Genomic DNA, 25,705 nt, shown 5'->3' with positions numbered 1-25,705 from the left:
CGTCGTGATGGCGACCGACCTGTGCGTCGTGACGGGGAGGCGCGTCCGTACCGGAACGACGGTGACCGTCCGTTCCGTCGTGACGGCGACCGTCCTGTCCGTCGTGATGGCGACCGACCTGTGCGTCGTGACGGGGAGGCGCGTCCGTACCGGAACGACGGTGACCGTCCGTTCCGTCGTGACGGCGACCGTCCCGTGCGTCGTGATGGCGACCGTCCCGTGCGTCGTGACGGCGACCGTCCTGTTCGTCGTGATGGCGACCGTCCTGTCCGTCGTGACGGCGACCGACCTGTGCGTCGTGACGGGGAGGCGCGTCCGTACCGGAACGACGGTGACCGTCCGTTCCGTCGTGACGGCGACCGTCCCGCGCGTCGTGACGGCGACCGACCTGTGCGTCGTGACGGGGAGGCGCGTCCGTACCGGAACGACGGTGACCGTCCGTTCCGTCGCGACGGCGACCGTCCCGTGCGTCGTGACGGCGGTGAGCGTGGCTTCGGCGGCGGCGATCGGCGTCCTTCGCGCGACAGCCGCCCCGGCGCGGGAGCGCCCCGCCGCTTCGACCGGGACGATGCGCGCGCGCCCCGCCCGCCGCAGGACCGGCGCGAACGTGGCCCCGAGCTGCCCGACGACATCACGGCCTTCGACCTGCCCGGCGCGGCGCGCAACGAGCTCAAGACCCTGAGCAAGGACAACGCCGACAACGTCGCCCGGCATCTGGCGATGGCGGCCCGCCTCATCGACGAGGACCCCGCGCTCGCCCACCAGCACGCCCTCGCCGCTTCGCGCAGCGCGGGTCGCGTGGGCGTCGTCCGGGAGACCGTCGCGATCACCGCCTACGCGGTGGGCGACTTCGCGCTCGCCCTGCGCGAGCTGCGCACGCACCGCCGCATCACGGGCTCCGACGAGCAGCTGCCGCTGATCGTCGACAGCGAACGCGGCGTCGGTCGTGCCGACCGCGCACTCGAGGAAGGCCGGGCGGTCGACCGTTCGACTCTGTCGGTGCCCGTGCGCGTCCAGCTGGCGATCGCCATGTCGGGTGCCCGCCTCGACCTCGGGCAGACGGATCGTGCCCTGCAGGAGCTGGAGATCCCCGAGGCCGATCCCGACCGCGCGTTCGAATGGAGCCCCGCTCTCTTCTCCGCGCGTGCGGCCGTCCTCGAGGAGTTGGGGCGCGACGCGGAGGCCGCGGAGTGGCAACGGCGCGCGGACATCGCCGCAGAGGCGCTGGACGCCGCTGCCGGAGTGGCCGATCGCGAGGTCATCGTCGTCGAGGAGATCGACCTGATCGATGACGACGGCGGAGTGGACGTGGCATCCGGTGTCATTCCCGTCGACGACGTCGACGACGACGACACCTCGGAGGCGTCCGATGACACGGCCGGCGCCGAGCCCGACGAGCACTCCGCTGCGACGGACCCGGGCTCTGCCACCTCCGACGAGGAAGCATCCGCGTCGGACGAGGACGTCGTCCCGGATGACGAGGGGACCGCGTCGGACGACGAGGCCGAGGGGTCGCGATGATCTTCCGCCGCGCGGCCGCGCAGCCCACCCCGTTGGACGGGGTGGACGTCGTGCTCTCCGACCTCGACGGCGTGGTCTACGCGGGCCCGGGTGCACTCCCGCACGCGGTCGACAGCCTCAACCGCGCCCAGGCCGCGGGGCTCCGTCTCGGGTACATCACGAACAACGCTTCGCGCACCGACGCGTCGGTGGCGGAGCACCTGAGTTCGCTCGGGTTGAGCGTCGCGGCCGAGGACGTGACCACGAGCCCGCAGGCCGCGATGCGGCTGATGAAGGACCTCGTCCCGGCGGGCTCGACGCTCCTCGTCATCGGCGGGGAGGGACTCGTCGTCGAGGTGGAGAAGGCGGGCTTCGTCGTCACCCGCAGCGCCGACGATTCCCCGGCCGCGGTCGTGCAGGGCTTCGCGCCCGAGGTGGGGTGGAAGCACCTCGCCGAGGCCGCCTACGCGCTGGCGACGCCGGTGGAAGAGGGTGGCATCCCCTGGGTGGCCACGAACACCGACTGGACCATTCCTCAGGCGCGGGGCATCGCCCCGGGCAACGGCACGCTCGTGTCGGCCGTCCACACGGCGGTGGGGCGCCTGGCGACCATCGCCGGCAAGCCGGAACGCCCCATCTTCGACGAAGCCGTGGCCCGCACGGGCGCGACCTCGCCGCTGTTCATCGGCGACCGTCTCGACACGGACATCCAGGGCGCGCGCGTCGCCGAGATGCCGTCGGTCCTCGTGCTGACCGGCATCGACCGGCCCAAGCAGGTGCTGGCGGCACCGCCCTCCCAGCGCCCTGATTACATCGTCGAAGACCTGCGTCAGCTGTTCGAGCCGTACCCGGCCACCGTCGTCAAGGGTGACCGCACGCGGGTCGGCGACGCGGTCGTCGAGATCGACGGCGTCGACCTGCGCATCGTGTCGACCGGCGACCGCCAGATCGACCTCCTGCGCGCGGGAGCAGCCGCCATCTGGAACTCGGGCCGGGCCATCTTCGGCTTCCGCGTGCCGGAGCAGCTGTACGCGGACCCGTTCCGGGTGCGCTGACGTCGGTAGCATGGCATCCATGTCGGACGATGCCGCCCCGGATGCCCCGACCGATCTGATCGATCGGCTGCGCCTCATCGAGGAGCAGCCGCTGGACGTGCGCGCGGACGCCTACGCCGCCGTGCACGACGAACTGGCGCAGCGCCTCGCGTCGGCCCCCACCGACTCGTCGGCCGCGTCGCGCCCGTGACGACCCGCCTCGATGCGGCCCTCGCCGCCCGCGGACTCGCCCGTTCGCGCTCGCACGCGGCGCAGCTCATCGCCTCGGGCGTCGTGAGCGTCGACGGGCGGCCGGTGGTCAAGCCGTCGACGCCGGTCGTGGACGACAACGAGATCTCCGTCGCCGGCGCCGACCATTACGTCAGCCGCGCGGCGCACAAGCTGATCGCGGGACTCGACGCCTTCCCGATCGAGGTGGAGGGGCGCACCGCCCTAGACCTCGGGGCATCGACGGGCGGGTTCACGCAGGTGCTGCGCGAGCGCGGTGCCCGACCGGTCATGGCGGTCGATGTCGGCCACGGGCAGTTGTCCACCGTTCTGGCCGGCGACCCCGACGTCGTGTCGGTCGAGGGGTATAACGTGCGGTTCATGACCGCCGACTCCCTCGCCGCCGCGACGGGAGTCGACGAGCGCCCGCGCGTGGTGACCGGCGATCTGTCGTTCATCTCCCTGCACCACGTGCTCCCGGCCGTCGCGGACACCGCGGCCCCCGACGCCGACGTGGTCCTGCTGATCAAACCGCAGTTCGAAGTGGGTCGCACGGCGGTGAAGGGCGGGCTGGTCACCGACCCCGCCCTGCGCTCCGACGCGGTGCACGGCGTGCTGTGGGCGGCATGGGACACGGGACTGCGCACGGCCGGCCTGATCGCGTCGCCCCTCGTCGGAACGCACGGCAACCAGGAGTATGTCGCGTGGTTCTCGGCCGTCCGGGGCGGTGACCCCTCAGAATGGGAGAGCACCGTGACCGAACTGACCGGAAGCCGATGACCCCCAGCGATCGCCGAATCCTCCTCGTCGTGCACGCCCGTCGTGACGACACCGTCCAAGCCGCCGAACGCATCCTCACCGCCGTGCGCGCGGCGGGGGCGACCCCCGTCGTCTCGGCGGAGGACCGACCCGAACTGGCCGAGCGGCTCTCGCTCGAGGGCGTCGAGACTCTCGGCGTCGACGTCGACATCGCCGACGTGGAACTCGCGATCGTCCTCGGCGGCGACGGCACCATCTTGCGCGCCGCCGAGACCGTGCGCGGAGGGCGGGCGCCCATCCTCGGCATCAACATGGGGCACGTCGGGTTCCTCGCCGAGATCGAGCGCGACGACATGGACGACGCCGTCCGCCGCGTGATCGCGCGGGACTACACCGTCGAGGAACGTCTCGCCCTCGCCGTGCGTGTGCTGGATGCCGACGACAGCGTCATCTTCGAGACCTGGGCACTGAACGAGGCCACTGTCGAGAAGGCCAGCCGGGAGCGCATGCTCGAGGTGGTCATGGAGGTCGACGGCCGACCACTGTCGTCATTCGGATGCGACGGGGTCGTCGTCGCGTCGCCCACCGGATCAACCGCGTACAACTTCTCGGCCGGGGGGCCGGTCATCTGGCCCACCGTCGAAGCCATCGCCGTGGTGCCGCTGTCAGCGCACGCGCTCTTCGCTCGCCCCCTCGTGGTGAGCCCCGACGCCACGGTCGCCGTCGAGGTGCTCGAGCGCACGAGCGGAAGCGGCATCCTGTGGTGCGACGGTCGTCGCTCTCACGAGCTGCCGCCCGGGGCGCGAGTCGTCGTGCGGCGATCGTCGCGGCCGGTGCGTCTCGCCCGCCTGCACCCGGCGGCCTTCACGGATCGACTGGTCCGCAAGTTCCGCCTTCCCGTCACCGGGTGGCGCGGCGCCACCGGAGGTGCGGCGTGATCGAGGAGATGCGGCTCAAAGACCTCGGCGTGATCGCCGACGCGACCCTGCCCATCGGGCGTGGGTTCACGGCGATCACGGGGGAGACCGGCGCGGGCAAGACGATGGTGGTCACGGGTCTCGGACTGCTGCTGGGGCAGCGGGCGGACTCGGGCGCGGTGCGCTCGGGCGCCGCTCAGGCCGCGGTCGAGGGCGTGTGGCTCGTACCGGAGGACGGCCCCGTGGCCGCTCGCGTGCGCGAGGCGGGCGGCGACGTCGAGCCGGTCGGCGAGGGGGCGGCGGAGCTGTACCTCGGGCGCACCGTGTCGAGCGAGGGCCGGGGTCGCGCCACCGTGGGCGGCCGGACCGCTCCCGCGGGAGTGCTCGCCGACCTCGCCGACGATCTCGTCGTGGTGCACGGGCAATCCGACCAGTTGCGGCTGCGGTCGGCCTCGGCGCAGCGCGATGCGCTCGACCGCTTCGGCGGAGACACCGTGACCGCGGCCCGGACGGCCTATCGCGCCGCGTGGGACGCCTGGCGCACCCTCGACGCCGAGCTGTCGGCGCTGACCGGCGACCGCGATGACCGGGCTCGCGAGGCCGAGCAGCTGCGTGCCGCGATTGCGGAGATCGAGGCGGCCGCTCCTCTCCCCGGCGAGGAGGACGAGCTCGCGCGCCGCGCCGAGCGCCTCGCGAACGCCGAGGAACTGCGCGTTGCCGCGGTGACCGCGCACGCGGCGCTGTCGAACGAGGACGGCGCCCCGGACGTCGTGTCACTCCTGGCGGAGGCCCGTCGCGCCCTCGAACGCATCTCGGGAAGCGACGCCGCTCTGGCGGCGATCGGCGAGCAGGTCGCCGATCTGGGGTACCGCGCGACCGATGCCTCCGTCGCACTGTCGGGCTATCTCGCCGACCTCGACGAGTCCGGTCCCCACGAGCTCGCGGCGGTCGACGAGCGCCGCGGCGTGCTCGCGGCGCTGGCGCGCACCCACGGCTCCGTGGACGCCGCGATCGAGCTTCTGGCGACGGGATCGGCCCGCCTCGTCGAACTGGACGACGACGGCGATCGGGTCGAGCGCCTCACCGCTCAGCGCGACGCCGCCGCCCGCGAACTCGACGCGGCCGCCGACGCCCTGACCGCGGCCCGCCGGGACGCGGCGGAGCGGCTCGGCGCGGCGGTGACCGAGGAGCTGCACGCCCTCGCCCTTCCCGATGCGCGCTTGACCGTCGACGTGGCTGCCGCCGCGCCCGCGGCGCACGGCCGCGACGACGTCTCGATCCTCCTCGCTCCGCACCCCGGAGCCGACCCGCGGCCGGTGTCGCGCGGGGCGTCGGGCGGAGAGCTCAGCCGTGTGATGCTCGCCATCGAGGTGGTCATCGCCGGCGTCGACCCGGTGCCGACGTTCGTCTTCGACGAAGTGGATGCCGGGATCGGCGGCGCCGCGGCCATCGAGGTCGGACGACGTCTGGCGCGCCTGGCCGAATCCTCGCAGGTGATCGCGGTCACGCACCTCGCGCAGGTCGCCGCGTTCGCGGGCAACCACCTCACCGTCGTCAAGGGGAACGACGGCGCGGTCACGGCATCCAGCGTCCGTCGGCTCGACGGAGCGGAGCGCGAAGCGGAGATGGCGCGGCTGCTGTCGGGACTCTCCGACTCGGATGCCGCTCTGACGCACGCGCGGGAACTGCTCGAGACCGGCCGGACGCGCTGATCCGAGTGCTTCGACCCCCGATCGACACGCGGGCGTGACGTGGATGTCGGAAGGGGCTGCCAGACTCTGAGGCGAACCCCCACACCCGACTGATAGGATCGAAGCCCGTGATGCAGACTTCGGACGCGGGACATTCAGACAGCACGACCTTCACGACGAAGCACATCTTCGTGACCGGAGGGGTCGTCTCCTCCCTGGGTAAAGGCCTGACGGCGGCAAGCCTCGGCAACCTCCTCACGGCCCGCGGACTCCGCGTGGTCATGCAGAAGCTCGATCCTTATCTCAACGTGGATCCGGGCACCATGAACCCGTTCCAGCACGGCGAGGTCTTCGTGACCGACGACGGCGCGGAGACCGATCTCGACATCGGCCACTACGAGCGTTTCCTCGACATCGAGCTCAGCCAGGCGGCCAACGTCACGACGGGCCAGATCTACTCGCAGGTCATCGCGCGCGAGCGTCGCGGCGAGTACCTCGGCGACACCGTGCAGGTCATCCCGCACATCACCGACGAGATCAAGCGCCGCATGCGCCTGCAGGCGAGCGAGAGCCCGCAGCCCGACGTCATCATCACCGAGATCGGCGGCACGGTCGGCGACATCGAGTCGCAGCCGTTCATCGAGTCGGCGCGGCAGATCCGTCACGAGCTCGGTCGCAAGAACGTCTTCTTCGTGCACGTCTCGCTCGTTCCCTTCATGGGCGCCTCGGGCGAGCAGAAGACCAAGCCGACGCAGCACTCCGTCGCGACCCTGCGCTCCATCGGCATCCAGCCCGACGCCCTCGTGCTGCGCAGCGACCGGCCCGTCACCGAGTCGAACAAGCGCAAGATCGCGCTCATGTGCGACGTCGACGAGGACGCGGTCGTCAACGCCATCGATGTGCCGAGCATCTACGACATCCCGTCGATGATGCACGACCAGGGTCTCGACGCGTACATCGTCGACGCTCTCGAGATCTCCAAGGCCGCCGACGTGGACTGGTCGCGCTGGAACCGCGTGCTGCAGGCGGTGCACAACCCCAAGCACGAGGTCACGATCGGTCTCGTCGGGAAGTACATCGACCTCCCCGACGCGTACCTGTCGGTCACCGAGGCCATCAAGGCCGGTGGCTTCGGGCAGGAGACCCACGTCAAGATCACGTGGATCCCGTCCGACCTGTGCGAGACGCCCGAGGGGGCGGCCAAGGCCCTCGGAGCCGTCGACGGCATCATCGTGCCGGGCGGGTTCGGCATCCGCGGCATCGAGGGCAAGCTCGGTGCGCTGCGCTTCGCTCGCGAGCAGGGCATCCCCACTCTCGGCATCTGCCTCGGCCTGCAGTGCATGGTCATCGAGTACGCGCGTACCGTCGCCGGTCTCGAGGGCGCGTCGTCGAGCGAATTCGATCCCGACACCGCTCACCCCGTCGTGGCGACGATGGCCGAGCAGGTCGACATCCTCCAGAGCGGCGACCTGGGCGGCACGATGCGTCTGGGGCTGTACCCGGCCGCCCTCGCGGAGGGCTCGCTCGCGGCGGAGGTCTACGGAGCGAACAGCATCTCGGAGCGCCACCGCCACCGCTACGAGGTCAACAACGCCTACCGTCAGCAGCTCAGCGACGCGGGCCTGGTGTTCTCGGGACTGAACCCCGACCTCGACCTCGTGGAGTTCGTCGAGCTTCCGCGCGACGTGCACCCGTACTACATCGCCACGCAGGCGCATCCCGAGCTGCGCTCGCGTCCGACCGAGCCGCACCCGCTGTTCCGCGGGCTCGTCGGCGCGGCCCTCGAGCGTCACCGCTCGAGCGAACTGTTCGACGTCGAGGAGGACTGACGTGGAGCAGCTGCGCGACGAGCCGGTCGACCTCGAGGTCGTCTCGACCGAGGTGGTCTACGAGGGTGCCGTATGGGACGTCCGCAGCGACACCGTGCGCTACGGCGACGGGGAGATGACCCGCCAGTACGTCGAGCACCCGGGGGCCGCGGCCGTCGTGGCGATCGACGACGAGGGACGGGTCGTGCTCATCCAGCAGTACCGCCACCCCATCAAGGAGCGCGACTGGGAGATCCCGGCTGGCCTGCTCGATGTGGCGGGCGAGCCGCCGATCGAGACCGCGAAGCGCGAGCTGACCGAGGAGGTCGACCTCGAAGCCGACCGCTGGCAGCACCTGTTGTCGATGCACACCACGCCCGGGGGCAATGACGAGGTCGTGCATCTCTTCCTCGCGCGCGGCCTGCGCACGGTCGAGACCGACTACGAGCGCGAGCACGAGGAGTCCGACATGCGGGTGGAGCGCGTGCCGCTCGCCGACGTGATCGACGGGGTCATCGGCGGGCGCCTGCGCAACGGCATCCTGGCCGCGGGGGCGCTCGCCGCCGCCGAGGTCCTCCGCCGCGAGGCCGCGTCGGCCTGACGTGGAGCTCGAGCGCGCCGTCGAGACGTATCTGCGTCACATCGCGCTCGAGCGGGGCCTGTCGGATCACACCGTCGCCGCGTACCGCCGCGATCTGGACGTGTACGTGGAGTGGCTCCGCGCACGCGGGATCGTCGACGTCGACGCGGTGACGCCGGAACGGGTCGCCGACTTCGGCGCGGAGCGCGCCTCGGCCGAGCCTCCTCCCGCGGCATCGTCCCTGGCGCGGATGCAGTCGTCCGTGCGGGGACTCCACCGCTTCCTCGTGCGCGAGGGGCGGTCCGAGGCCGATCCCAGCGGACGCCTGCGGCCGCCGAAGGCGCCCCGGCGTCTGCCGAAGGCACTGACGATCACGCAGGTCGACGCCCTGCTGGATGCCGCAGGACCGGTGCCCGGATCCGCGGACGCCACGGCCGCGGACCCCGCTGCGGTGCGCGATCGGGCGCTGCTCGAACTGCTCTACGCGACGGGAGCCCGCGTGTCGGAGATCGTCCACCTCGACGTCGACGACGTCGCTCAGGGGGACCTGCTGCGCGTGCGGGGCAAGGGCGACAAGGAGCGCATCGTGCCGGTCGGCTCGTACGCCCGGGCTGCCCTCGATGCCTACCTGACGCGCGTGCGACCCGCCCTCGCCGCGAAGGGACGCGCGACGCCGCGCCTCTTCCTCGGCGTCCGCGGCGCCCCGCTGTCGCGTCAGAGCGCTTGGCTGATCATCCAGGCCGCGGCCGACGGCGCGGGGCTCACCGCCCACGTCTCACCGCACACCCTGCGGCACTCGTTCGCGACGCATCTGCTGCAGGGCGGCGCCGACGTGCGGGTCGTGCAGGAGCTGTTGGGCCACGCCTCGGTCGCGACGACCCAGATCTACACGCACGTCTCGGTCGACGCGCTGCGCGACGTGTACGCGACCTCTCATCCGCGGGCGCGGTGAGGCGCGGGACGCGCCGGTCGTGCCGGCGGTGCGCACCGCGGTCGTCGCCAGGGCACTCCCGGTCGCCGGTCTCGGCATCCTGGGGCTCATCGTCGTCGTGGTCGAGCGACGTGACCGACGCGGAGCGCCGGCGGGGCCTTCGGCCCACCGGTGACGGCGCAGTGCGTGGCGGCCGGCCTGGGAGGATAGGGGGATGACCGCCACCCTCGTCGCCCAGAACCTCGCCGGGGGATACGGCCACCGCACGCTCTTCGAGGGCGTCGACCTCACGGTCGCGCCCGGCGACGTGGTCGGGCTCGTCGGGGCCAACGGGGCCGGCAAGTCGACCCTGCTGCGGCTGCTCGCCGGGGCCGACGAGCCCCTCGCCGGAACCGTCAGCCTCGCGCCCGCCGATGCGTTCGTCGGGTGGCTGCCGCAGGAGCACGAGCGCGTCGCGGGTGAGACGGTCGCGCAGTACATCGCTCGTCGCACCGGGTGCGCGGAGGCGACCCGCGAAATGGATGCCACGGCGGCGGCCCTCGGCGACCCCACGGCCGTGGGCGCTGACGACGCCTACGCCACGGCCCTCGAGCGGTGGCTCGCGAGCGGCGCCGCCGACCTCGACGAGCGGATGCCGCAGGTTCTGGCCGACCTCGGGCTGGAGGTGGGACCGGATGCCGGGATGACCGGGCTCTCCGGGGGTCAGGCGGCGCGCGTGGGGCTCGCGGCGCTGCTGCTGTCGCGCTTCGACATCGCGCTTCTCGACGAGCCCACGAACGACCTCGACCTCGACGGCCTCGAGCGGCTCGAAGACTTCGTGCGGGGCCTGCGCGGCGGCGTGGTGCTGGTCAGCCATGACCGCGAGTTCCTCGCCAGATCGGTGACCCGGGTGCTCGAGCTCGACCTGGCGCAGAACACGCACCGCGTCTACGGCGGAGGGTACGACGCCTACCTCGAGGAGCGCGCGACGCTGCGGCGACAGGCGCGGGAGAAGTACGAGGAGTACGCCGAGACGAAGGCCGATCTCGTGTCTCGAGCCCGGACGCAGCGCGAGTGGTCGAGCCAGGGCGTGCGCAACGCGATGAAGAAGTCACCCGACAACGACAAGATCCGCCGCAAGGCCGCTACCGAGTCGAGTGAGAAGCAGGCGCAGAAGGTGCGGCAGATGGAGAGCCGCATCGCGCGACTCGACGAGGTCGAGGAGCCCCGTAAGGAGTGGCAGCTCGAATTCACGATCGGGTCGGCCCCGCGGTCGAGCTCGGTCGTGTCGACGCTCTCCGGGGCCGTGTTCCGACAGGGCGACTTCACCCTCGGACCCGTCTCGGTCCAGATCAATGCCGGCGAGCGCATCGGCATCACCGGGCCGAACGGTGCCGGGAAGTCGACGCTGCTGCGCGGCATCCTGGGTCGACAGTCGCCCGACGAGGGCACGGCGTCGCTCGGGACGAGCGTCGCGATCGGCGAGATCGACCAGGCGCGGTCGCTGCTGGTGGGGGAGCGGCCGCTCGCGGAGACGTTCGAAGCGCTCGTGCCGGAGCTGAACGCCGGAGAGGTCCGCACTCTGCTGGCGAAGTTCGGCCTCAAGGCCGATCACGTCACCCGGCCGGTCGACGGTCTGTCGCCGGGGGAGCGGACGCGCGCGGGGCTCGCGCTGCTGCAGGCGCGCGGGGTCAACGTGCTCGTGCTCGACGAGCCGACGAACCACCTCGACCTTCCCGCGATCGAGCAGGTGGAACAGGCGTTGGGCTCGTACACCGGGACGCTGCTGCTGGTCACCCACGACCGGCGCATGCTCGCGGCCGTCGAGACCGATCGTCGCTGGCACGTGGAGGCCGGGCGGGTCTCGGAGCTCTAGATCCGGTCGCCAGGGGCCCGCCGTTCGTCGAGATGCGAGGCCGCTGCCCTCCCGCCTGTGACGAGGAATGCCGTGTCAGCAGCGTTCCTGGGTACAGGCAGCGGTGAGCGTCGGGTCGACCCGAAGATCGATCAGGCGCGGAAGGGGGGAAGGAGAATTCCGCGGGTCAGCGGCCCTGGCGCTTCTTGTAGGGCTTGGGCTGACCCTTCACGATCGGCGCGCGACCCTTGCCCTTGTTGGCCTTGGCCTTGCCGCCGCCGGGAGCCTTCTGCTTCGGCGCGGGCGGAGGCGCATCGGCGATGCGCCGGTGGGCCTCCTCGAGCAGCAGGGCGCCCGCGGGGAGCAGGCGCGTGGGCGCCGTGCGCTGCACCAGCGGCTGCCCCACCTCCTCCTCGAGCTTGTCGAGCGTCGTGTAGAGCGAGGCGAGGGGGATGCCGAGCTTGTCGGCCGCGCGCGGGAAGTGCAGCTCCTCGGCGAGGGCGGCGAACCGGACGAGGTGCTCGAGCTTCATGGCATCCATTCTCCCGTGCGGAGCCACGTGGTGGTGAGTGTCCAGGACACGCCGCGTCGCGAGGGGTGCGTACGGCGTGTCCTGGACACTCGGCAGGGAGGGGTCAGGCGGTGGTGGATGCCAGGAAGCGGTCGGCGGTGCGCAGGGACAGCGCCATGATCGTCAGGGCGGGATTCGCGGCGATCGCCGAGGGGAAGACGGAGTTGTCGCAGATCCACAGGTTGGGGATCTCGTGGGAGCGGCCGTCGGCATCCACCACGCCGTCCGAGGAATCGCTCGACATGCGGCACGTGCCGATCGTGTGGGCCGTCCGAGCCAGCACCATCGTCTCGCGCGCGCCGGCGGCCTCCATCACCCGCAACATGAACGCCGTCGCGTGCTTGTCGATCGCCTTCTCGTTCTCTCCGGCGGTGAAACTCACGCGCGCCCGCGGGATGCCGAATTCGTCGGTCTCGTCGCTCAGCACCAACCGGTTGTCGTCGGCCGGCAGGCAGTCGGCGTTGATGCCGATGCCCGCCATGAAGCGCGCCTGCTCGAGCCGCTGCATGAGCTCGGGACCCCACAGGCCCCCGCCGCGCACGAGCGTCGTCGAGAAGGTCAGGGGCATGACACCGAGGCTCTGGACGAGGTAGCCGCCCGCGAAATCCGCGTCCGCCGGGCGCATCATGTCTTCGGAGATGAGTGACGACGGATAGCCGCGGTGTCCGCGCACCGGCTCGTCGAAGCGTCCCCACACCTGGGTCGCGCCGTGCGCGAGGAAGTTGCGGCCCACCTGACCGTTGTCGTTGGCCAGTCCCGTGTGCAGCAGCAGACGCGGGGTCTCGACCCCGCCGCCCGCGAGCACGAGCGCCCGGCAGCGCTGACGGCGATCCACGCCGTCCTTGCGGTACACGACCGCGCAGACGTGGCCGCGGTCGTCGAGCTCGATGCCGTGCACCATCGACTCGCTGCGGATCTCGGCGCCGGCCGCGACCGCCGCCGGCAGGTAGGTGTTCGCGGTGGAGGCTTTGGCATCCACCCGGCATCCCTGATGGCACTCTCCGCAGTTGACGCAGGCGCTGCGCTCGCCGTGGTGGTCTTGCAGGCGTGCACGCGTGAGCACCGCGGCGGGGGCATCGGCCCACCGCACGCCCAGGGCGTCGCAGCCCTTGGCCACGAGGTTCGCGGGCGCGTTGCGCTTGGCGGGGGCGTAGGCGTAGGTGCGGCCGGGGTCCCACGGGTAGGGATTCGGGCCCGAGACGCCGATGTCGCCCTCGACGCGCTCGACGTACGACAACAGTTCGTCGGGGTCGACCGGCCAGTCGCGGCCCACGCCCGACTCCGTGCGGAGGGCGAGATCACGGCGGTCGGGACGCGGCGTGAAGGCGCCCCAGTGCAGCATCGAGCCGCCGACGCCGCGACCGCTGTTGTTCGGTCCGAACGCCGTGGGGTCATCGCCGCCGCTCAGGCGTTCCGACATCCAGTTGATCTCGACCGCTTCGGTCTCGTCGGGGGTCAGATCGTCGAGCGCGAAGTGGCGCCCGGCCTCGAGGGCGACCACGCTGAGCCCCTTGCGGGCCAGTTCGGCCGTGAGCGGCGCACCACCGGCGCCGGTCCCGACGACGACGACGTCGACCGTCTCGTCATCGGCGAACGTGCGCATGGCTTCGAGGTTCATGCGGCGTCTCCCGTCGCGATCGTGCCGCCGACTCCGGACGGCTCCCAGTCTTCTCGGCGTCCCAACCGCAGCTCCACGTAGCCGCGGATGGGCGAGCCGCCGGTGGCGAACCCGTCGTACCCGACGCGCGCCATGCTCGCGGGGTGCGCGAGCCACTGACGGACGAGGTCGTTGCGCACATCCTCGAGCCACACCTTCAGGCGTGCCGCGTCGAACGGACCCTCGGCGGTGCTCTCGCCGTCGATCGCGGCGCGCAGGATGCTCTCGCGATCGACGGGGTCCGTCGGCCAGACGGCGGCGAGCGTGTCGAGTCCGGCGCGGTACGCCTCGGGGTCGGGCGGCAGGTCGGCGTTGCGCCATCCGTCCCCCTCTCCGCGCGCCAACTGTGCGTCGACGCGGGCCGCGATGTCGATCGCGAGGCCATCCTGCGGGACCACGAGGTCGGCGATCTCGCGCAGAAGAGTCAACTGCGCCAGGTCGAGCACCGCGGGCGCGTAGCCGCGGTCGTCGGGCAGTGCCCGGCGGGCCAGGATGCCGCGTACTCGGTCATCGACGCGATCACCGGCGATGAGGCGGGCCCAGTCATCGGCGACGACAGGGCCGACCCGCACCTCCTCATCGACGAAGCGGGCGATCGCTTCGGCCGCCTCGGCGTCGCGCTCGAGGGGGATGAGGTGCCCCGTGTCGGGCAGGGCGACGAAGCGGGCCCGCGGGTAGACCGAGGCCAGCAAGCCGGGCTGAGCCGCGGCGCCGAGATCGGCGTCGTCCTCACCGGCCAGCACGAGCGCCGGCAGGTCGAGCAGGCCCGCTTCGGCCGAGGCGTCGACGGTGCTGCCCGTCTCGAGCCACGCGCGCCACGCCGTGGGAGAGGTGCGGCGCAGGCCGTCGAGGGCCACCGCGTGCGCCTCGGCGTCGAGCGGCTCGGCGACGTTCTGGGCGAGGAAGGTTTCGGCATCCTCATCGGAGAGCGGTCCGTCGGCGACCCACGAGAGCATGCGCTGACGCCGCTCCTCGTCCATGGGCTCGGGGCGGGGTGGCGACGGGGCCATGAGGACGACGCCGGCCAGGCCGAACAGGGCCGCCTCTCCGCGGAGGACGCGGGAGGCCACGAGTGCCGTGATCTTGCCGCCCATGCTGTGGCCGCCCAGCAGCCATCGGCCGCCCTCGTGGGCCGCGAGCGCCTTCTCGACGTGTGCGACGGTGTGGGCGAGGTCGGTTTCAGTGGAGTGGGCCTCGGAGCCGAATCCGGGGAGGTCGATGCCGACGACGCGGACGCGTCCGGCCAGTCGCGCGGCCACACGGTCGAACGACCGGGCGCTCGCTCCGAGCGCGTGCAGCATGTACAGGGTGAGGGGCGCCTCGTCGGGAGCGGAGGCGGTGTCTTCGGACATGTCTTCACCGTTTCGTACCGCGCGGTCGGGGAAGGGTCGCTTGCGGATCCGAACGTTTTACGCAAGCGCGCGGCGAGGGCAGAACGTCGGACGTCGGGACGGGCGGCCTCACCGCGCCGGACGCCGTCGTCGCCCGACGAGACGGGATCTCCGCCGTGAGACGACGAACGCCCCGGCCGTCGGGTGAAGGACGGCCGGGGCGCGCATCGACGCCGGGTCAGGGGGTGACCATGCCGCCGTTGACGTTCAGCGTCTCGCCCGAGACGTAGCTGGATTCGGCGGATGCCAGGAAGACGAACGCGGGCGCGATCTCGGCGGGCTGCCCCGCGCGCTGGTACGTGCTCTCGTCGTCGAAGTGCTCCATCTGGTCGTCGGAGACCCCCTGGCTCACCTGCAGCGCCGACCAGGTCGGGCCGGGCGCGACCACGTTCACGCGGATGCCGCGGGAGGCGAGCTGCTGCGCGAGGCCCTTCGACAGGTTGTTGATCGCCGCCTTCGTGGCGGCGTAGTCGAGGCGGTCGGGTGCCGGGACATAGGCCTCGAGAGACGCGGTGTTGATGATCGAGCCGCCCTCCGGGAGGTGGGCGAGCGCGGCCTTGGTGATCCAGAACGGCGCGAAGACGTTCGTGCGGAACGTCTGCTCGAACTGCTCGTCGGAGAGGTCGTCGACCTTCTCGACCATGACCTGCTTTCCGGCGTTGTTCACCACGATGTCCAGTCCACCGAGCGCCTCGGCCGCGTGGGCGACGAGGTCGCGGCACGCGCCCGGGTCGGTGATGTCGGTCGCGATCGAGACGCCGGTGCGGCCGGCATCCCGGATCTGGTCGAGGATGTGGTCGGCGTCGCGCTGCTCGTCGGGCAGGTGCACGATCGCGACGTCGGCGCCCTCGCGTGCGAAGGCGATCGCGACGGCCCCGCCGATCCCCGAGTCGCCGCCGGTGATGAGGGCCTTGCGTCCGGTGAGGCGTCCGAGGCCGCGATAGGTCTTCTCGCCCAGGTCGGGCACGGGCGTCATATCGGCCTGCACCCCCGGCTCGGGCTGGTGCTGCACGGGCGGTTCGACGCGGGCGTAGCGCGTGACCGGGTTGTCGAAGGTGAACTGGTCGCGATCGTGGCTCATGGGACGACGGTAGACAGGGGCCGGCTGTCCTGGCCGGGCCTTGACGGCTCGGGGTGGCGGCGCCCACGGGTGCGTGTCACCCGGGCGGCGCCCGCTCGGAGCGGGACCGCACGCTCGCCGTGCGGTTCTAGCGTCTCGGGGTGCCTCCCGCGATCCATCCGCCCCGCCCGCCTCGTGTCGTCCTCCATCTCGTGGACCGCACGACCGGTGGCGTGCCCGTCGCCGTCCGCAGCTACATCGCGAACACGCCCGCGGGTCTGACGCACGTCGTGGCCTCCCCCCATTTCGACGGCGCTCCGGCTCCGGTCTGGCGGGAGGGGAACGGGGTGGGGGAGATCCGCCATGCCGCCTGGGACGTCACCACATCGTTGCGCGCGCTGTCGTCGCTGCGCCGGATCGTCGCCGATGTGCGCCCTGACGTCGTACATGCGCACTCCAGCTTCCCCGGGGTCTACTCGCGGGTGCTCGGGACGGGACGAGCGCGGCTCGTGTACACCCCGCACTGCTTCGCCTTCGAGCGTCGCGACATCGGCGCCGCAGCCCGGATGCTGTACCGGGCGATCGAGAGGATCCTGCGCCCCCGCGCCGACGTCCTGGCGGCAGGCGGCCCCGGGGAGGCGCTCGCCGCCGCAGGCCTCGGCTATCCCGAGGATCGGCTCCTCGTCATCCCCAACGTGCCGTCGGTGAGTCGCGCTCCGTCCGCGCGGCCCCGGTCGGAGAGCGCGGCGGACACGGTGACCGTGGGGATGCTGGGGCGCTGGGCGCCGCAGAAGGATCCCGACGCGTTCGTCTCCGTCGTCCGCGGTCTGCGGGCCGAGCTGCCGGGGGTGAACGTGCGGGCGAAGTGGATCGGCGGGGGAGAGGGGGCCGAGGACGCGCCGGATGACGTCGAGGTCACCGGGTGGCAGTCGCCGGAAGGGGTCGCCGCCGAGCTCGCCGGCCTCGACGTCTACGTGCACACGGCGGCGTGGGAGGCGGCCGTGGCGATCGCCGTGCTCGATGCGTACGAATGCGGCATCCCCATCCTCGCCCGATCGATCCCGGCCATGCCCGAGCTGCCGCCGGCGGTGCGTCTGGACACCGGGATGCCGAGGCTCGTCGAGGCGGTGCGGGCGGGACGTCTGGACCACTGGGCGGCCGACAATCGCGCGCGGTGGGGGCGCTACCTCGCCGGTCGGTTCACACCGCCGTCTCAGCGCGTCGCGCTCGAGCGCGTCTGGGGGTGAGGGGCGACGTCGTCACCGCCGCGTCGTCATGACCCGGTCGATGACGTCGGAGACCCGGCGGGCGGAGGCCTCCCAGGAGAAGCGCGCCTCGTTCTCACGCCCCCGTCGCGCGAGGTCGGCGCGCAGAGCCGGATCGCCGTCGAGCGTCTCGAGCCCGCGGCGCATGTCGTCGATGTCGTGCGGGTCGACCCAGAGTGCGCTGTCGCCGAGCACGTCGGGCAGAGCGCTCGACCGGGCGGCCAGGACCGGGGTGCCCATGCGCTGCGCTTCGAGCGGGGGGATGCCGAAACCCTCGTACAACGAGGGGAAGGCGAACGCCGTGGCGCCGCGGTAGAGCCGCATGAGCTCGTCGTCGTCGACGCGGCCGAGCGCGCGCGTCCGCGGAGCGGCCGTCGTCGCCTGCGTGTGAAAGGCGCGCGCCTGCTGACCGACGATGAGCAGCCGGTGGATATGCGTGAGGTCGGCCGCCTCGAACGCCGCGACGAGGGCGTCGAAGTTCTTGTGGCGGTTCGGAGACGAGACGGCGAGGACGTACGGGACGCCCTCGTCGTGCGCCGGACCGTCGGCGTGGAACGCGGGCGAGACGGCGTTGGCGACCACGGTGATGCGGCGGGGGTCGATGCCGAACTCCCGGACGAGTTCGCCGCGCGAGAAGGGGCTCACGGTCAGCACGTGGGCGCTCCGGCGCAGAAGCAGCGGCGTCATCGTCGCGTACAGCAGGCGGAACGACCGGGCGAAGCTCTCGGGATGCCGCGCCCAGATGATGTCGTGACACGTCACCACCTGCGGGCGATAGGCGACAGGGCCGGTGTTCGCCAACCCCAGGAGGAGGGGGGACCCGCTGCGGCGGAGGTGGAGGGGCAGGGCGACCTGCTCCCACGCGTGTCCGCTCAGCCGGCCGACCTGCACGATCTCCGCGCCCAGATCGGCGTCGATGAGATCGCCCGGGGGTGCGACGACCGTGACGGGGCGCATCGTCGCGAGCGCCCGCGTGACCTCGCGGGCGAACCGCTGCACACCGGTCGGGGTGTGGGTGAGGAACCGCCCGTTGACGACGACGGTGCTGCTGGCGTTCAGGATTCCTTCTCCCTCTGGCTCGGTCGATCCGAGCCGGTGCCCGTCACGATCCCCGTCGGCTTCGCGCGCTCGGGGGTCATCGCCTCGTCCCGTCGGCCTCGGTGCCGGCGGGGGAACGCACCGTCCTCGCGAGATCGCTGATTCCCCGCTTCACGCGTCGATAACGGGCGCGAACGACGCTCGTCGTCGGCTCTCCCCGGCGGCGGGCCGAGGCGAGGGCGACGTCGTCGGGCGCCCACAGCGATCTCACCGCGCAGCGGAGCAGGACCAGCGGGGGCTCGTCGCGCAGAGCGATCCAGTACGCGCGCGCCCGTGTCGGCTGACGACGCCACTCCCAGTCGCGCGGCGTGCCCCCGGCATCCTGTGAGAAGTCCGTTCCTGGATCGATCTCGCGCAGCTCGTCGAGCAGCGCCGGGACGGCACCCATCTCCCGCGCGGCGGCGATCGATCCGGTCGCGCGGGTCAGCAGATCGACGGCGACGGCATGAGCTCCCGCGGGCCGCGGGCGACCGATCTCCGGACGGACGGCGTGCAGCGCCGCCAGCACCGCGTGCGCGTCGGCCCGGGGCACGAGCACCTCGGCACCCGCGAATCGCACGGCGGCGGCATCCCTCATCAAGAGAGCGAAGGCATCGGCGTCGTGGAGGGTGAGCCCCGGCATGCGTCGATGGACGTCGATCTCGCAGCCCCAGCCCGTCGGTTTCATCGTGATGGTGTGGTGGGCCTGGGCGCCCCTCCAGGGGTGGGGCTCCCGCTCCCATCCCCACGCCTGCAGCGCGTCGGCGAGATCATCCCATCGGTCGGGCGCGCACCACAGGTCGACGTCGCCGGAGTGCTCGCGGGTCCGCAGTCCTTGCCGGTGCAGCGTCGGCCCCTTGATGAAGACGCACCGGATGCCGCGCTCGTCCGCGACGTGAGCCACCAGCGCGTGGACCAGCTCGTGGAAGGGCGACGACAGCGTCGGCCGGTCGATCCGGTGCACGCGGGCGCGGTGCGTCGGATCGCGGGCGACGATCGCGTGCTCCTCCATCTCTTCCAGGAGGGCTCTTTCCGCGGGAGAGACGTGGTGGGGGGCGAGCGGCCCGTCGTCGACGAGACGTCGCCACAGCGCCGCTCCGATCGAGGTGAGGCAGAACGCCTCGGCGGGCAGCGCGGGGAGGAGGAGGATCTCGGCCTCTGCGCCGAAGGTCGGCGACGCGCGGACGTCCAGGACGCCGGCGGCGATCGCCGTCCAGGCGATGACGGGCGAGGCGGTGGACGTCATGCTGCTCCGGGGAGAGGAAGGGAAACCCCCACTGTGGCGTCTTCAGGGAGGGGTCGAGGCGGGTATGCGCCCCAGGAGCAGTCGTCCGTCAGGGGGATCACCCGCCCCGTGGTCCTGTCTTGCGACGCACCTCACCCGCGGTCTCGTGACGCGCGGAGCCGTCACGGACGTCTGAGGCTCCCGGCGATGACGCGCAGGTCGCGACGGCCGGCGAGCAGGATCAGCGCTGTCACGACGACGCCCCAGACGCCGACGATGGCGCAGAGGCGGGCGAGGGCAACGAAGGAGGCCGAGAACAGCTGATCGACCAGGGTCGAGGCCGCCAGTGCCGTGGCGAAGATCGCGATGGGTCGCAGTCCGGCGCGAACGAGCGGCCACGACGGCACCCCCGTGCGCGGCAGGAAGACGACGGCCGCCGCGACCCACAACAGGAACTGCCCGGCCGCGACCGCCGTCGCCACCGCGAGGGGGCCGAGGGGCGCGAGCCCGATCGCCAGGGCGATCATGGCGAGGCGTCCCGCCGCCTCGGAGGCCAGGAGCAGGGCGGATCGACCGGTGGACACGAACGCCCAGTACTGGGGGTAGCCGAGGGTCTGGAACAGCGCGCCGACGGCCAGCACCGGGACGAACGCCGCGGCCGGCGTCCACGCGGGCCCGAGCACCACCTCGATGGCGGGGGGCGCCGCGGCGACGAACAGGCTGAGGTAGGCGAAGGCGGGATAGCAGAGCACGACCTGGAACTTCGCAAGTCGCGTGCCCAGATCGGATGCCGAGGTCGCACCCGCGAGGTGAGGGATGACGACGCGCGTGAGAGGGGTGATCACTTGGTCGATCGGGAGGTTCACGAGCTGTGTCGCCCGGTTGTAGAAGCCGATCACCTGGTCGGAGGCGGACCGCGCGATCATCAGCGTGCCCACGTTGGTGGAGGCGTAGTTCAGGGCGTGCACGACGAAGGTGTTCCCGCCGAACGCGAGGAGCCCGCGCATGTCCGCTCCGCGACGGGGGAGACCGGGCCGCCACGTCGTGCACGCGAACGCCACCGCCAGGGTGACCGCGGCGGCCAGCGTTCCCTGCAGGGCGAGGGCGAGGTAGCCCCCGCCCAGCAGGGCCAGGACGACGGCGCCCGCGAGTCCCGACAGGTCGCCCGCGAGTTCTGACCCGGCGAGCCTTTCGAGTCGACCCGACCGGTTCAACTCCACGCGGAGCTGCGCGCTCGCCGAGCGCAGGAGGAACGCGGGCGCGAGCAGGAGGAGCACGACGACCAGCCGTGTGTCGTCGAAGACGGCGGCGAAGGCCGGGGCGACCCCGGCGACCAGACCCGCGGCCGCGGTGCCGATGCCGGTGTTCATCCAGAACAGGTTCGTGCGCTGTCGGTCGGTGAGGGCGGGAGCGCGCAACGCCGCCATGCTGAGGCCGAAGTCCCCGAGCACGGCCGCGAGCCCCGCCACCGAGGCGCCGAGCGCCACGATGCCGAAATCGCCCGGGCCGACCAGCCGCGCGAGGATGACGATCCCGAGCACCTGCGAGAGGTACCGCCCCCACTGCGCCCCGAGCAGCAGGAACGCCCCTTTCCTCCGGGGGGCGACGACGTCGGTGGTGGTCACGGAGGGCTCCTTGCGCAATACGGTGGCGGCCGTGAGCACGCTAACCACCCCTCGAGCCGTTCCCGGGGGCGCCGACTTCCCGAAGCGGGGGTTAGCGGACTCCCTCCGTGCGCGCCGTCTGATGGTGATCGTGGTGGGGCTGTACTCCCTCGCCTCGCCGATCGTGGAGACCCTCCTGGGCGACCGACAGCACTACGTGGAGGGGAAGACCTCCACGGTCGCCGTGGCGGCGGCCCTCGACGACCTGGGTGCCGTCGTCGTCCCGGCGATCGCCATCGCGGCGACCTTCGTCGTCTTGCTCTTCTGGCGGGTCGAAGGGCCGCCCCTGCTTCTGGCGATCGCGCCCGGTCTGATGCTCGCGGCGAACGAGTTCGTCCACGGCCGGTCACCCACGCTCGGCCTGCTCATCACCTCGGCGGTGGGGGCCTTGTTGGTGAGTGTGCGGGTGAAAATGCCCGACCTGGCGATCCTCGGCCATGTCGGCGCCGTCGTGGCCGGCGCGTCGATCCTCGCGTTCGTCGTCGTCCCCTCGAAGGTGCTCGTCTCCGGCGGCATCGGCACGTTCGACAAGTCGCTGACGGGCGCGCCACTGCTCGCCGGGATCTTCTCGCACTCGAACACGTTCGGCATGTTCCTTGCGCTCTCCCTTCCGTGCGCGTTCCTCGCCCGCCGTCTCCTGGTGCGTCTGCTGCTCGTGGCGGTCATCTGCGCCGCGCTCGTGCTGTCGTCGTCGCGGACCGCGCTCGCCGGGGCGGGGGCGGTCCTGGCCGTCATGCTGCTCGCTCGACTGCTTCCCCGGGCGGCTTTCCTCCCCGTCGCCGTCGTCGGCTTCCTCACCTCGGTGTTCGCGGTCTTCTGGCTGCCCTTCACCGAGACCGATCCGGACGCCTACACCTACCGCGGCGCGATCTGGATCTTCGACCGCGGGCAGCTCGGTGGTCACGGGATGTTCGGGCTCGGCGCGCACTGGTTCGCCGACAACTACCCGCTCCTGCGCAACGTGCTCTCCAGCGCCGCCAGTCACGCGCACAATCTCGCGCTGACGACGATGGTGCAGGGCGGGGCGGTGGTCGCCCTCACCGGCGGCGTGCTGATCGTCGCAGCGTTCGTCTCGGCGCTGCGGCATCCGTCGGCTCGGGAACGCGCGGTCGGCATCGCCTTCGTCATCGGCCTGCTCGTGATCGGGGCGACGGAGACGCCGATGGAGCTCGTCGGGTGGAGTCCGCTGTCGGCATCCGTGCTGGTCCCGCTCGTCGTCGTGGCGGGCCGGCCCTGGATCGAACGGGAGGAGGAGGCGTTCGCCCGGTCTGCTGCCGCAGACGCCCCGGTCGCCCCGCTCACGCGCGCCGCTCTCCGCCGGCGCGCCCGCTGAGGCGGGTCACGCGCGCGCGGCTGTCAGCGGACGCCGCCCCGGTCGACCAGGTGCGTCGGCACGAGATGCGTGTGCGAGCCGGTCGCCGGGGCGTTGCGACGCGCGAGCAGGGTCTCGGCGGCGAGGCGACCGAGCCCGGAGACGTCGTAGTCGACGATGCGGATGCGGCGCGGAAGCAGATGGGACAGCTCGAAGTCGTCGAAGCCCGCGAGGGCGATGTCGGCGCCACGGGGGAGGATCGCCTCGAGGACACCGATCGTGACGCGGTTGTTGGCGCAGAACACGGCGGTCGGCGGGGCGTCGGAGTCGAGCAGGCGGAGCATGGCGTCGCGCGCGACGGCCGGGGTGTGGAGGCCGTCGACGACGAGGGCGGGGTCGGCCGCGCGCCCGGCGGCGGCGAAGGCTTCTTCGACGCCGGCCCAGCGCTCGGTCATCGTGAAGATGCTCCGCGCGTCGAGGAGGACGGCGACGCGCTGGTGCCCGGCCTCGAGCAGCTCGGCGACCGCGGCGCGCGCACCCCCGCGGTTGTCGAGGAGGATCGCATCGGCGGGGATGCCGCTGCCCGGGCGGTCGAGGAACACGACCGGGGTGCCGAGCTCGACCTCGCGCTGCAGGTAGGAGTGGTCATCGGCCGTCGGCACCACGATGAGACCGCCGACCTGGCGCTGGCAGAGGTCGAGAGCGAGGGTGCGCTCGGTCGCGGCATCCTCTTCGCTGGATGCCATCACCAGGTGCATGCGCTCGCGGGAGGCGACCGACGAGACGGCGGCGGCGACCGACATGTAGAACGTGTTCGACAGATCGGCGGCGATGAAGCCGACCGTGTCGCGGTCACCGGAGCGCAGACTGGCGGCGAGGGCGTTGCGGTGGTAGCCGAGGCGATCGACCGCGGCGAGCACGCGCTCCGCCATCGCGGGGTCGACGTTGGGCTGGCCGTTGATGACCCGCGAGACCGTCTTGAAGCTCACGCCCGCCTCTGCCGCGACGTCGACCATCGTCGGCCGGCCGGTCTTTCGCATGCGTCTCCTCGGGTGGATGCCGTCGGACGGCATCCTCCGAGCATAGGGATCCCGGCCGCCGACGCGGAGGCGACCGACTGTCGAGTGTCCACGACGCGCCGCGTCGCGGGGAGGGAGGCGGCGTGTCGTGGACACTCGAGGGGGTCAGGCGGTGGGGGCCACCAGCGTGCCGGTCTCGTGCGAGGCGATGGCCGCGGCGAACAGGCGGTGGGTGAGCGCCGCCTCTTCGGGGCGGACGCAGCCGAACCCGTCGCCGAGCTCGCCCACGTACTCGGCGAGGAAGGCCGCCCACATCTGCAGGATGGCATCCGAGAATCCGGTTTCGAAGTTCGGACCCGTCACCGTGGGCCACACCGACTGGCTGCCGGCGTCGACGCTCTGCCAGCTCTGCTCCCGGCCGACGCCGGGCACGTCGACGAAGGCGAACACCTCGACCTGCTTCGGGTTCTTCGTGCTGAAGCGGACGCCGCCGGACATGCCGATGGCTTCGAACTCCCAGGTGTTCTTCTGGCCCGGCGCAATGCGCTTGGTCTCGGTCGTGAGGGGGAAGGGTGCGCCCTCGTGGCGGGCCCAGGAGTGGATGACGGCGTTGTCCCACGTGTCGCAGGGCTGCGGCGAGCCGTCGGGACCGGGGCGCTCGGTGACGATGTCCTGCAGGATGCCGACGACTCTCTCGGGCGTCCAGCCCAGGCGCAGAGGGACGTGCCATGTGTGCATGCCCAGGTCGTTGAGCACTCCCGCGTCGCCGCAGAACTGCTTCTGCCGCTTCCAGTTGAGGGGCTTGTTCACGTCGATGTCGCTGGAGTGCAGGAAGGTGCATTTCGCCTCGACGATGCGGCCGAGGGCGCCGGACCGCACGTAGTCGACGGCCCACTGCGCGCCGGGGAAGAACGGCATCTCGCTCGACACGCGGACGAAGGACTCCGGGGTCTCGGCGATGGCCGCGACGACGGCGTCGGCCGCGGCCTGATCGATGCCGAACGGCTTCTCGGCCAGCAGCGCCTTGCCCGCGCGCACGGTGTCGACGTAGAGACGCTCATGCAGGTCGTGCCGGACGGCGATGTAGACGACGTCGACGCGCGGGTCGGCGAGCAGCTCGTGGTGGTCGGTCGCCGTGAGCTGCACGGTGTCGATGCGTTCGAAGAATTCGAGCGCCGCGGGGTTGATGTCGCACACCGCGACGAGCTCGGGCTCTGCCGGGTGGTCGATGAGGGCGGGCCAGCGGCGGAGCGCCGCGGCGATCTCACGCCCCATGAGGCCGCCGCCGATGATGCCGACGCCGATCTTCCTGCCGGTCATGCCGCACCGCCGATCAGGGCGAGCGCCTCGTCGACCGAAGCGTTCTCGTGCACGACGGCCATGAGGGCGGCGGTGATGCCCGCCGGGTCGCGGTGCTGGATGACGTTGCGGCCGTAGACGATGCCGCGGGCGCCCTGCTCGAGGACCGCCTGCGTGCGCTCGAGCAGCGTGCGGTCGTCGACGCGCCCGCCGCCGCGCACGAGCACGGGGGTGTCGCCGGCGGCCTGGATGACGCGGTGGTAGTCGCCGATGTCGTCGGTGGGGTCGGCCTTGATGAGGTCGGCGCCGAGTTCGCGCGCCTGACGGACGAGGGTGACGACCTTGGCGGTGTCGCCGTCGACGCCGTATCCGCCGCTGCCGGGCTTGGTCTGCATCACGAGGGGCTCGATCATCAGCGGCATCCCGTACTTCTCGGCGTCGGTGCGCAGCGCCAGGATCGAGCGGATGCACTGTTCGCGCACCTGGGGCTCTCCGGGCAGGTCGAGCAGGTTGACGCACACGGCCACGGCGTCCAGGCGGACCGCCACTTCGATGGCGTCGGGCACGTGGATGCTGTGCAGAGGCGCCTCGAGCGGGTCGTTGTAGACGTTCGCGATGTCGGTGCGCAGCACGAGCCCGGGCTTCTGCTTGCCGGGGACGGACTGCAGCAGCGGGGCCTGGCCGAGGGTGAGCTGCACCGCATCGGGGCCGGCGTCGACGAGGGTGGCGACGGTCTTCGCCATGTCTTCGATGCCGGTCAGGAACGAGGGTTCGTGGAACGCGCCGTGGTCGACGGCGACGTCGAACGCGCGACCGGAGCGCGCGTTGAAGAGGCGGTTGAGGCGGGGTTTCGACATGGGGTGTGGGTCTCCGAGACGTCGGG

General features: G+C 72.0%; 23 protein-coding genes. 12 read left to right on the top strand and 11 right to left on the bottom strand.

From position 1 onward, the window contains the following. Nucleotides 1-714, bottom strand: a 714-nt coding sequence (locus AB0N82_RS10230; protein ID WP_363391159.1) for a hypothetical protein, incomplete at its 3' end; no start/stop codon positions are given. 6 nt (nt 715-720) lie between these two features. Between AB0N82_RS10230 and AB0N82_RS10225 the strand changes: the two genes are divergently transcribed. From AB0N82_RS10225 to AB0N82_RS10180, 10 genes are all read left to right on the top strand, one after another. Continuing rightward, complete coding sequence (locus tag AB0N82_RS10225) at nt 721-1,521, top strand: hypothetical protein (protein WP_363391156.1); 801 nt, start codon at nt 721-723, stop codon at nt 1,519-1,521. Next, nucleotides 1,518-2,555 (top strand): HAD-IIA family hydrolase, encoded by a 1,038-nt coding sequence (locus AB0N82_RS10220; protein ID WP_315995253.1) that lies wholly within the window; start codon nt 1,518-1,520, stop codon nt 2,553-2,555. Before AB0N82_RS10225 ends, AB0N82_RS10220 begins: the two co-directional genes overlap by 4 nt. A gap of 19 nt (nt 2,556-2,574) precedes the next feature. Continuing rightward, nucleotides 2,575-2,745 (top strand): hypothetical protein, encoded by a 171-nt coding sequence (locus tag AB0N82_RS10215; RefSeq protein WP_363391152.1) that lies wholly within the window; start codon nt 2,575-2,577, stop codon nt 2,743-2,745. Beyond that, nucleotides 2,742-3,542, top strand: a complete 801-nt coding sequence (locus AB0N82_RS10210; RefSeq protein ID WP_363391149.1) for a TlyA family RNA methyltransferase — start codon at nt 2,742-2,744, stop codon at nt 3,540-3,542. The genes AB0N82_RS10215 and AB0N82_RS10210 overlap by 4 nt, the downstream gene beginning before the upstream one ends. Continuing rightward, a complete protein-coding gene (locus AB0N82_RS10205) occupies nt 3,539-4,459 on the top strand; it encodes an NAD kinase (RefSeq protein ID WP_363391146.1) in 921 nt (306 codons plus the stop codon). The genes AB0N82_RS10210 and AB0N82_RS10205 overlap by 4 nt, the downstream gene beginning before the upstream one ends. Continuing rightward, nucleotides 4,456-6,150 carry a DNA repair protein RecN gene (gene recN / locus AB0N82_RS10200; protein WP_315995249.1) on the top strand — a complete coding sequence of 565 codons (1,695 nt, stop codon included), beginning with the start codon at nt 4,456-4,458 and terminating at the stop codon, nt 6,148-6,150. The genes AB0N82_RS10205 and recN overlap by 4 nt, the downstream gene beginning before the upstream one ends. A gap of 110 nt (nt 6,151-6,260) precedes the next feature. Then, nucleotides 6,261-7,958: a CTP synthase gene (locus AB0N82_RS10195; protein WP_315995279.1), complete on the top strand. Its 1,698-nt coding sequence runs from the start codon at nt 6,261-6,263 to the stop codon at nt 7,956-7,958. A 1-nt stretch (nt 7,959) separates the two neighbouring features. Then, a complete protein-coding gene (locus AB0N82_RS10190) occupies nt 7,960-8,538 on the top strand; it encodes an NUDIX hydrolase (RefSeq protein WP_363391142.1) in 579 nt (192 codons plus the stop codon). A gap of 1 nt (nt 8,539) precedes the next feature. Continuing rightward, nucleotides 8,540-9,469 (top strand): site-specific tyrosine recombinase XerD, encoded by a 930-nt coding sequence (gene xerD, locus AB0N82_RS10185; protein WP_363391139.1) that lies wholly within the window; start codon nt 8,540-8,542, stop codon nt 9,467-9,469. Nucleotides 9,470-9,662: 193 nt separating this feature from the next. Continuing rightward, a complete protein-coding gene (locus AB0N82_RS10180; RefSeq protein WP_363391136.1) occupies nt 9,663-11,303 on the top strand; it encodes an ABC-F family ATP-binding cassette domain-containing protein in 1,641 nt (546 codons plus the stop codon). Between the two features lie 166 nt (nt 11,304-11,469). On the opposite strand, the gene AB0N82_RS10175 is transcribed toward AB0N82_RS10180, so the two are convergent. The 4 genes from AB0N82_RS10175 to AB0N82_RS10160 all read right to left on the bottom strand — a co-directional run bounded on the left by AB0N82_RS10175 (nt 11,470) and on the right by AB0N82_RS10160 (nt 15,982). Then, entirely contained in the window at nt 11,470-11,814 is a 345-nt protein-coding gene (locus AB0N82_RS10175) for a LysR family transcriptional regulator (protein ID WP_315995245.1), read from the bottom strand. Between the two features lie 103 nt (nt 11,815-11,917). Next, entirely contained in the window at nt 11,918-13,471 is a 1,554-nt protein-coding gene (locus AB0N82_RS10170) for a GMC family oxidoreductase (RefSeq protein ID WP_363391133.1), read from the bottom strand. Continuing rightward, nucleotides 13,468-14,862 carry an alpha/beta fold hydrolase gene (locus AB0N82_RS10165; RefSeq protein ID WP_363391130.1) on the bottom strand — a complete coding sequence of 465 codons (1,395 nt, stop codon included), beginning with the start codon at nt 14,860-14,862 and terminating at the stop codon, nt 13,468-13,470. Before AB0N82_RS10165 ends, AB0N82_RS10170 begins: the two co-directional genes overlap by 4 nt. Before the next feature lie 217 nt (nt 14,863-15,079). After that, a complete protein-coding gene (locus AB0N82_RS10160; RefSeq protein ID WP_315995242.1) occupies nt 15,080-15,982 on the bottom strand; it encodes an SDR family oxidoreductase in 903 nt (300 codons plus the stop codon). A gap of 140 nt (nt 15,983-16,122) precedes the next feature. Between AB0N82_RS10160 and AB0N82_RS10155 the strand changes: the two genes are divergently transcribed. Continuing rightward, nucleotides 16,123-17,208 carry a glycosyltransferase family 4 protein gene (locus AB0N82_RS10155; protein WP_363391127.1) on the top strand — a complete coding sequence of 362 codons (1,086 nt, stop codon included), beginning with the start codon at nt 16,123-16,125 and terminating at the stop codon, nt 17,206-17,208. Nucleotides 17,209-17,220: 12 nt separating this feature from the next. On the opposite strand, the gene AB0N82_RS10150 is transcribed toward AB0N82_RS10155, so the two are convergent. The 3 genes from AB0N82_RS10150 to AB0N82_RS10140 all read right to left on the bottom strand — a co-directional run bounded on the left by AB0N82_RS10150 (nt 17,221) and on the right by AB0N82_RS10140 (nt 21,153). Continuing rightward, entirely contained in the window at nt 17,221-18,225 is a 1,005-nt protein-coding gene (locus tag AB0N82_RS10150) for a glycosyltransferase family 1 protein (protein WP_315995240.1), read from the bottom strand. Nucleotides 18,226-18,361: 136 nt separating this feature from the next. Then, nucleotides 18,362-19,549, bottom strand: coding sequence for a nucleotidyltransferase family protein (locus AB0N82_RS10145; protein WP_363391124.1), 1,188 nt, complete (start codon nt 19,547-19,549; stop codon nt 18,362-18,364). A gap of 161 nt (nt 19,550-19,710) precedes the next feature. Next, the gene (locus AB0N82_RS10140) at nt 19,711-21,153 is read right to left on the bottom strand and encodes an oligosaccharide flippase family protein (protein WP_363391121.1); all 1,443 of its coding nucleotides are present in this window, start codon (nt 21,151-21,153) and stop codon (nt 19,711-19,713) included. A 31-nt stretch (nt 21,154-21,184) separates the two neighbouring features. Here AB0N82_RS10140 and AB0N82_RS10135 point away from each other — a divergent pair, with 31 nt between their 5' ends. Continuing rightward, entirely contained in the window at nt 21,185-22,525 is a 1,341-nt protein-coding gene (locus AB0N82_RS10135) for a hypothetical protein (protein ID WP_315995237.1), read from the top strand. Between the two features lie 23 nt (nt 22,526-22,548). On the opposite strand, the gene AB0N82_RS10130 is transcribed toward AB0N82_RS10135, so the two are convergent. The 3 genes from AB0N82_RS10130 to AB0N82_RS10120 all read right to left on the bottom strand — a co-directional run bounded on the left by AB0N82_RS10130 (nt 22,549) and on the right by AB0N82_RS10120 (nt 25,679). Beyond that, a complete protein-coding gene (locus AB0N82_RS10130; RefSeq protein ID WP_363391117.1) occupies nt 22,549-23,544 on the bottom strand; it encodes a LacI family DNA-binding transcriptional regulator in 996 nt (331 codons plus the stop codon). 144 nt (nt 23,545-23,688) lie between these two features. Further along, nucleotides 23,689-24,843 (bottom strand): Gfo/Idh/MocA family oxidoreductase, encoded by a 1,155-nt coding sequence (locus AB0N82_RS10125; protein ID WP_363391114.1) that lies wholly within the window; start codon nt 24,841-24,843, stop codon nt 23,689-23,691. Next, a complete protein-coding gene (locus tag AB0N82_RS10120; protein ID WP_363391112.1) occupies nt 24,840-25,679 on the bottom strand; it encodes an aldolase in 840 nt (279 codons plus the stop codon). Before AB0N82_RS10120 ends, AB0N82_RS10125 begins: the two co-directional genes overlap by 4 nt. Nucleotides 25,680-25,705: the final 26 nt, after the last annotated feature.

The sequence above is a fragment of the Microbacterium sp. NPDC089186 genome (assembly GCF_040685115.1).
Lineage (GTDB): Bacteria > Actinomycetota > Actinomycetes > Actinomycetales > Microbacteriaceae > Microbacterium > Microbacterium galbum.
This window is presented reverse-complemented; position numbering and strand designations above follow the sequence as displayed.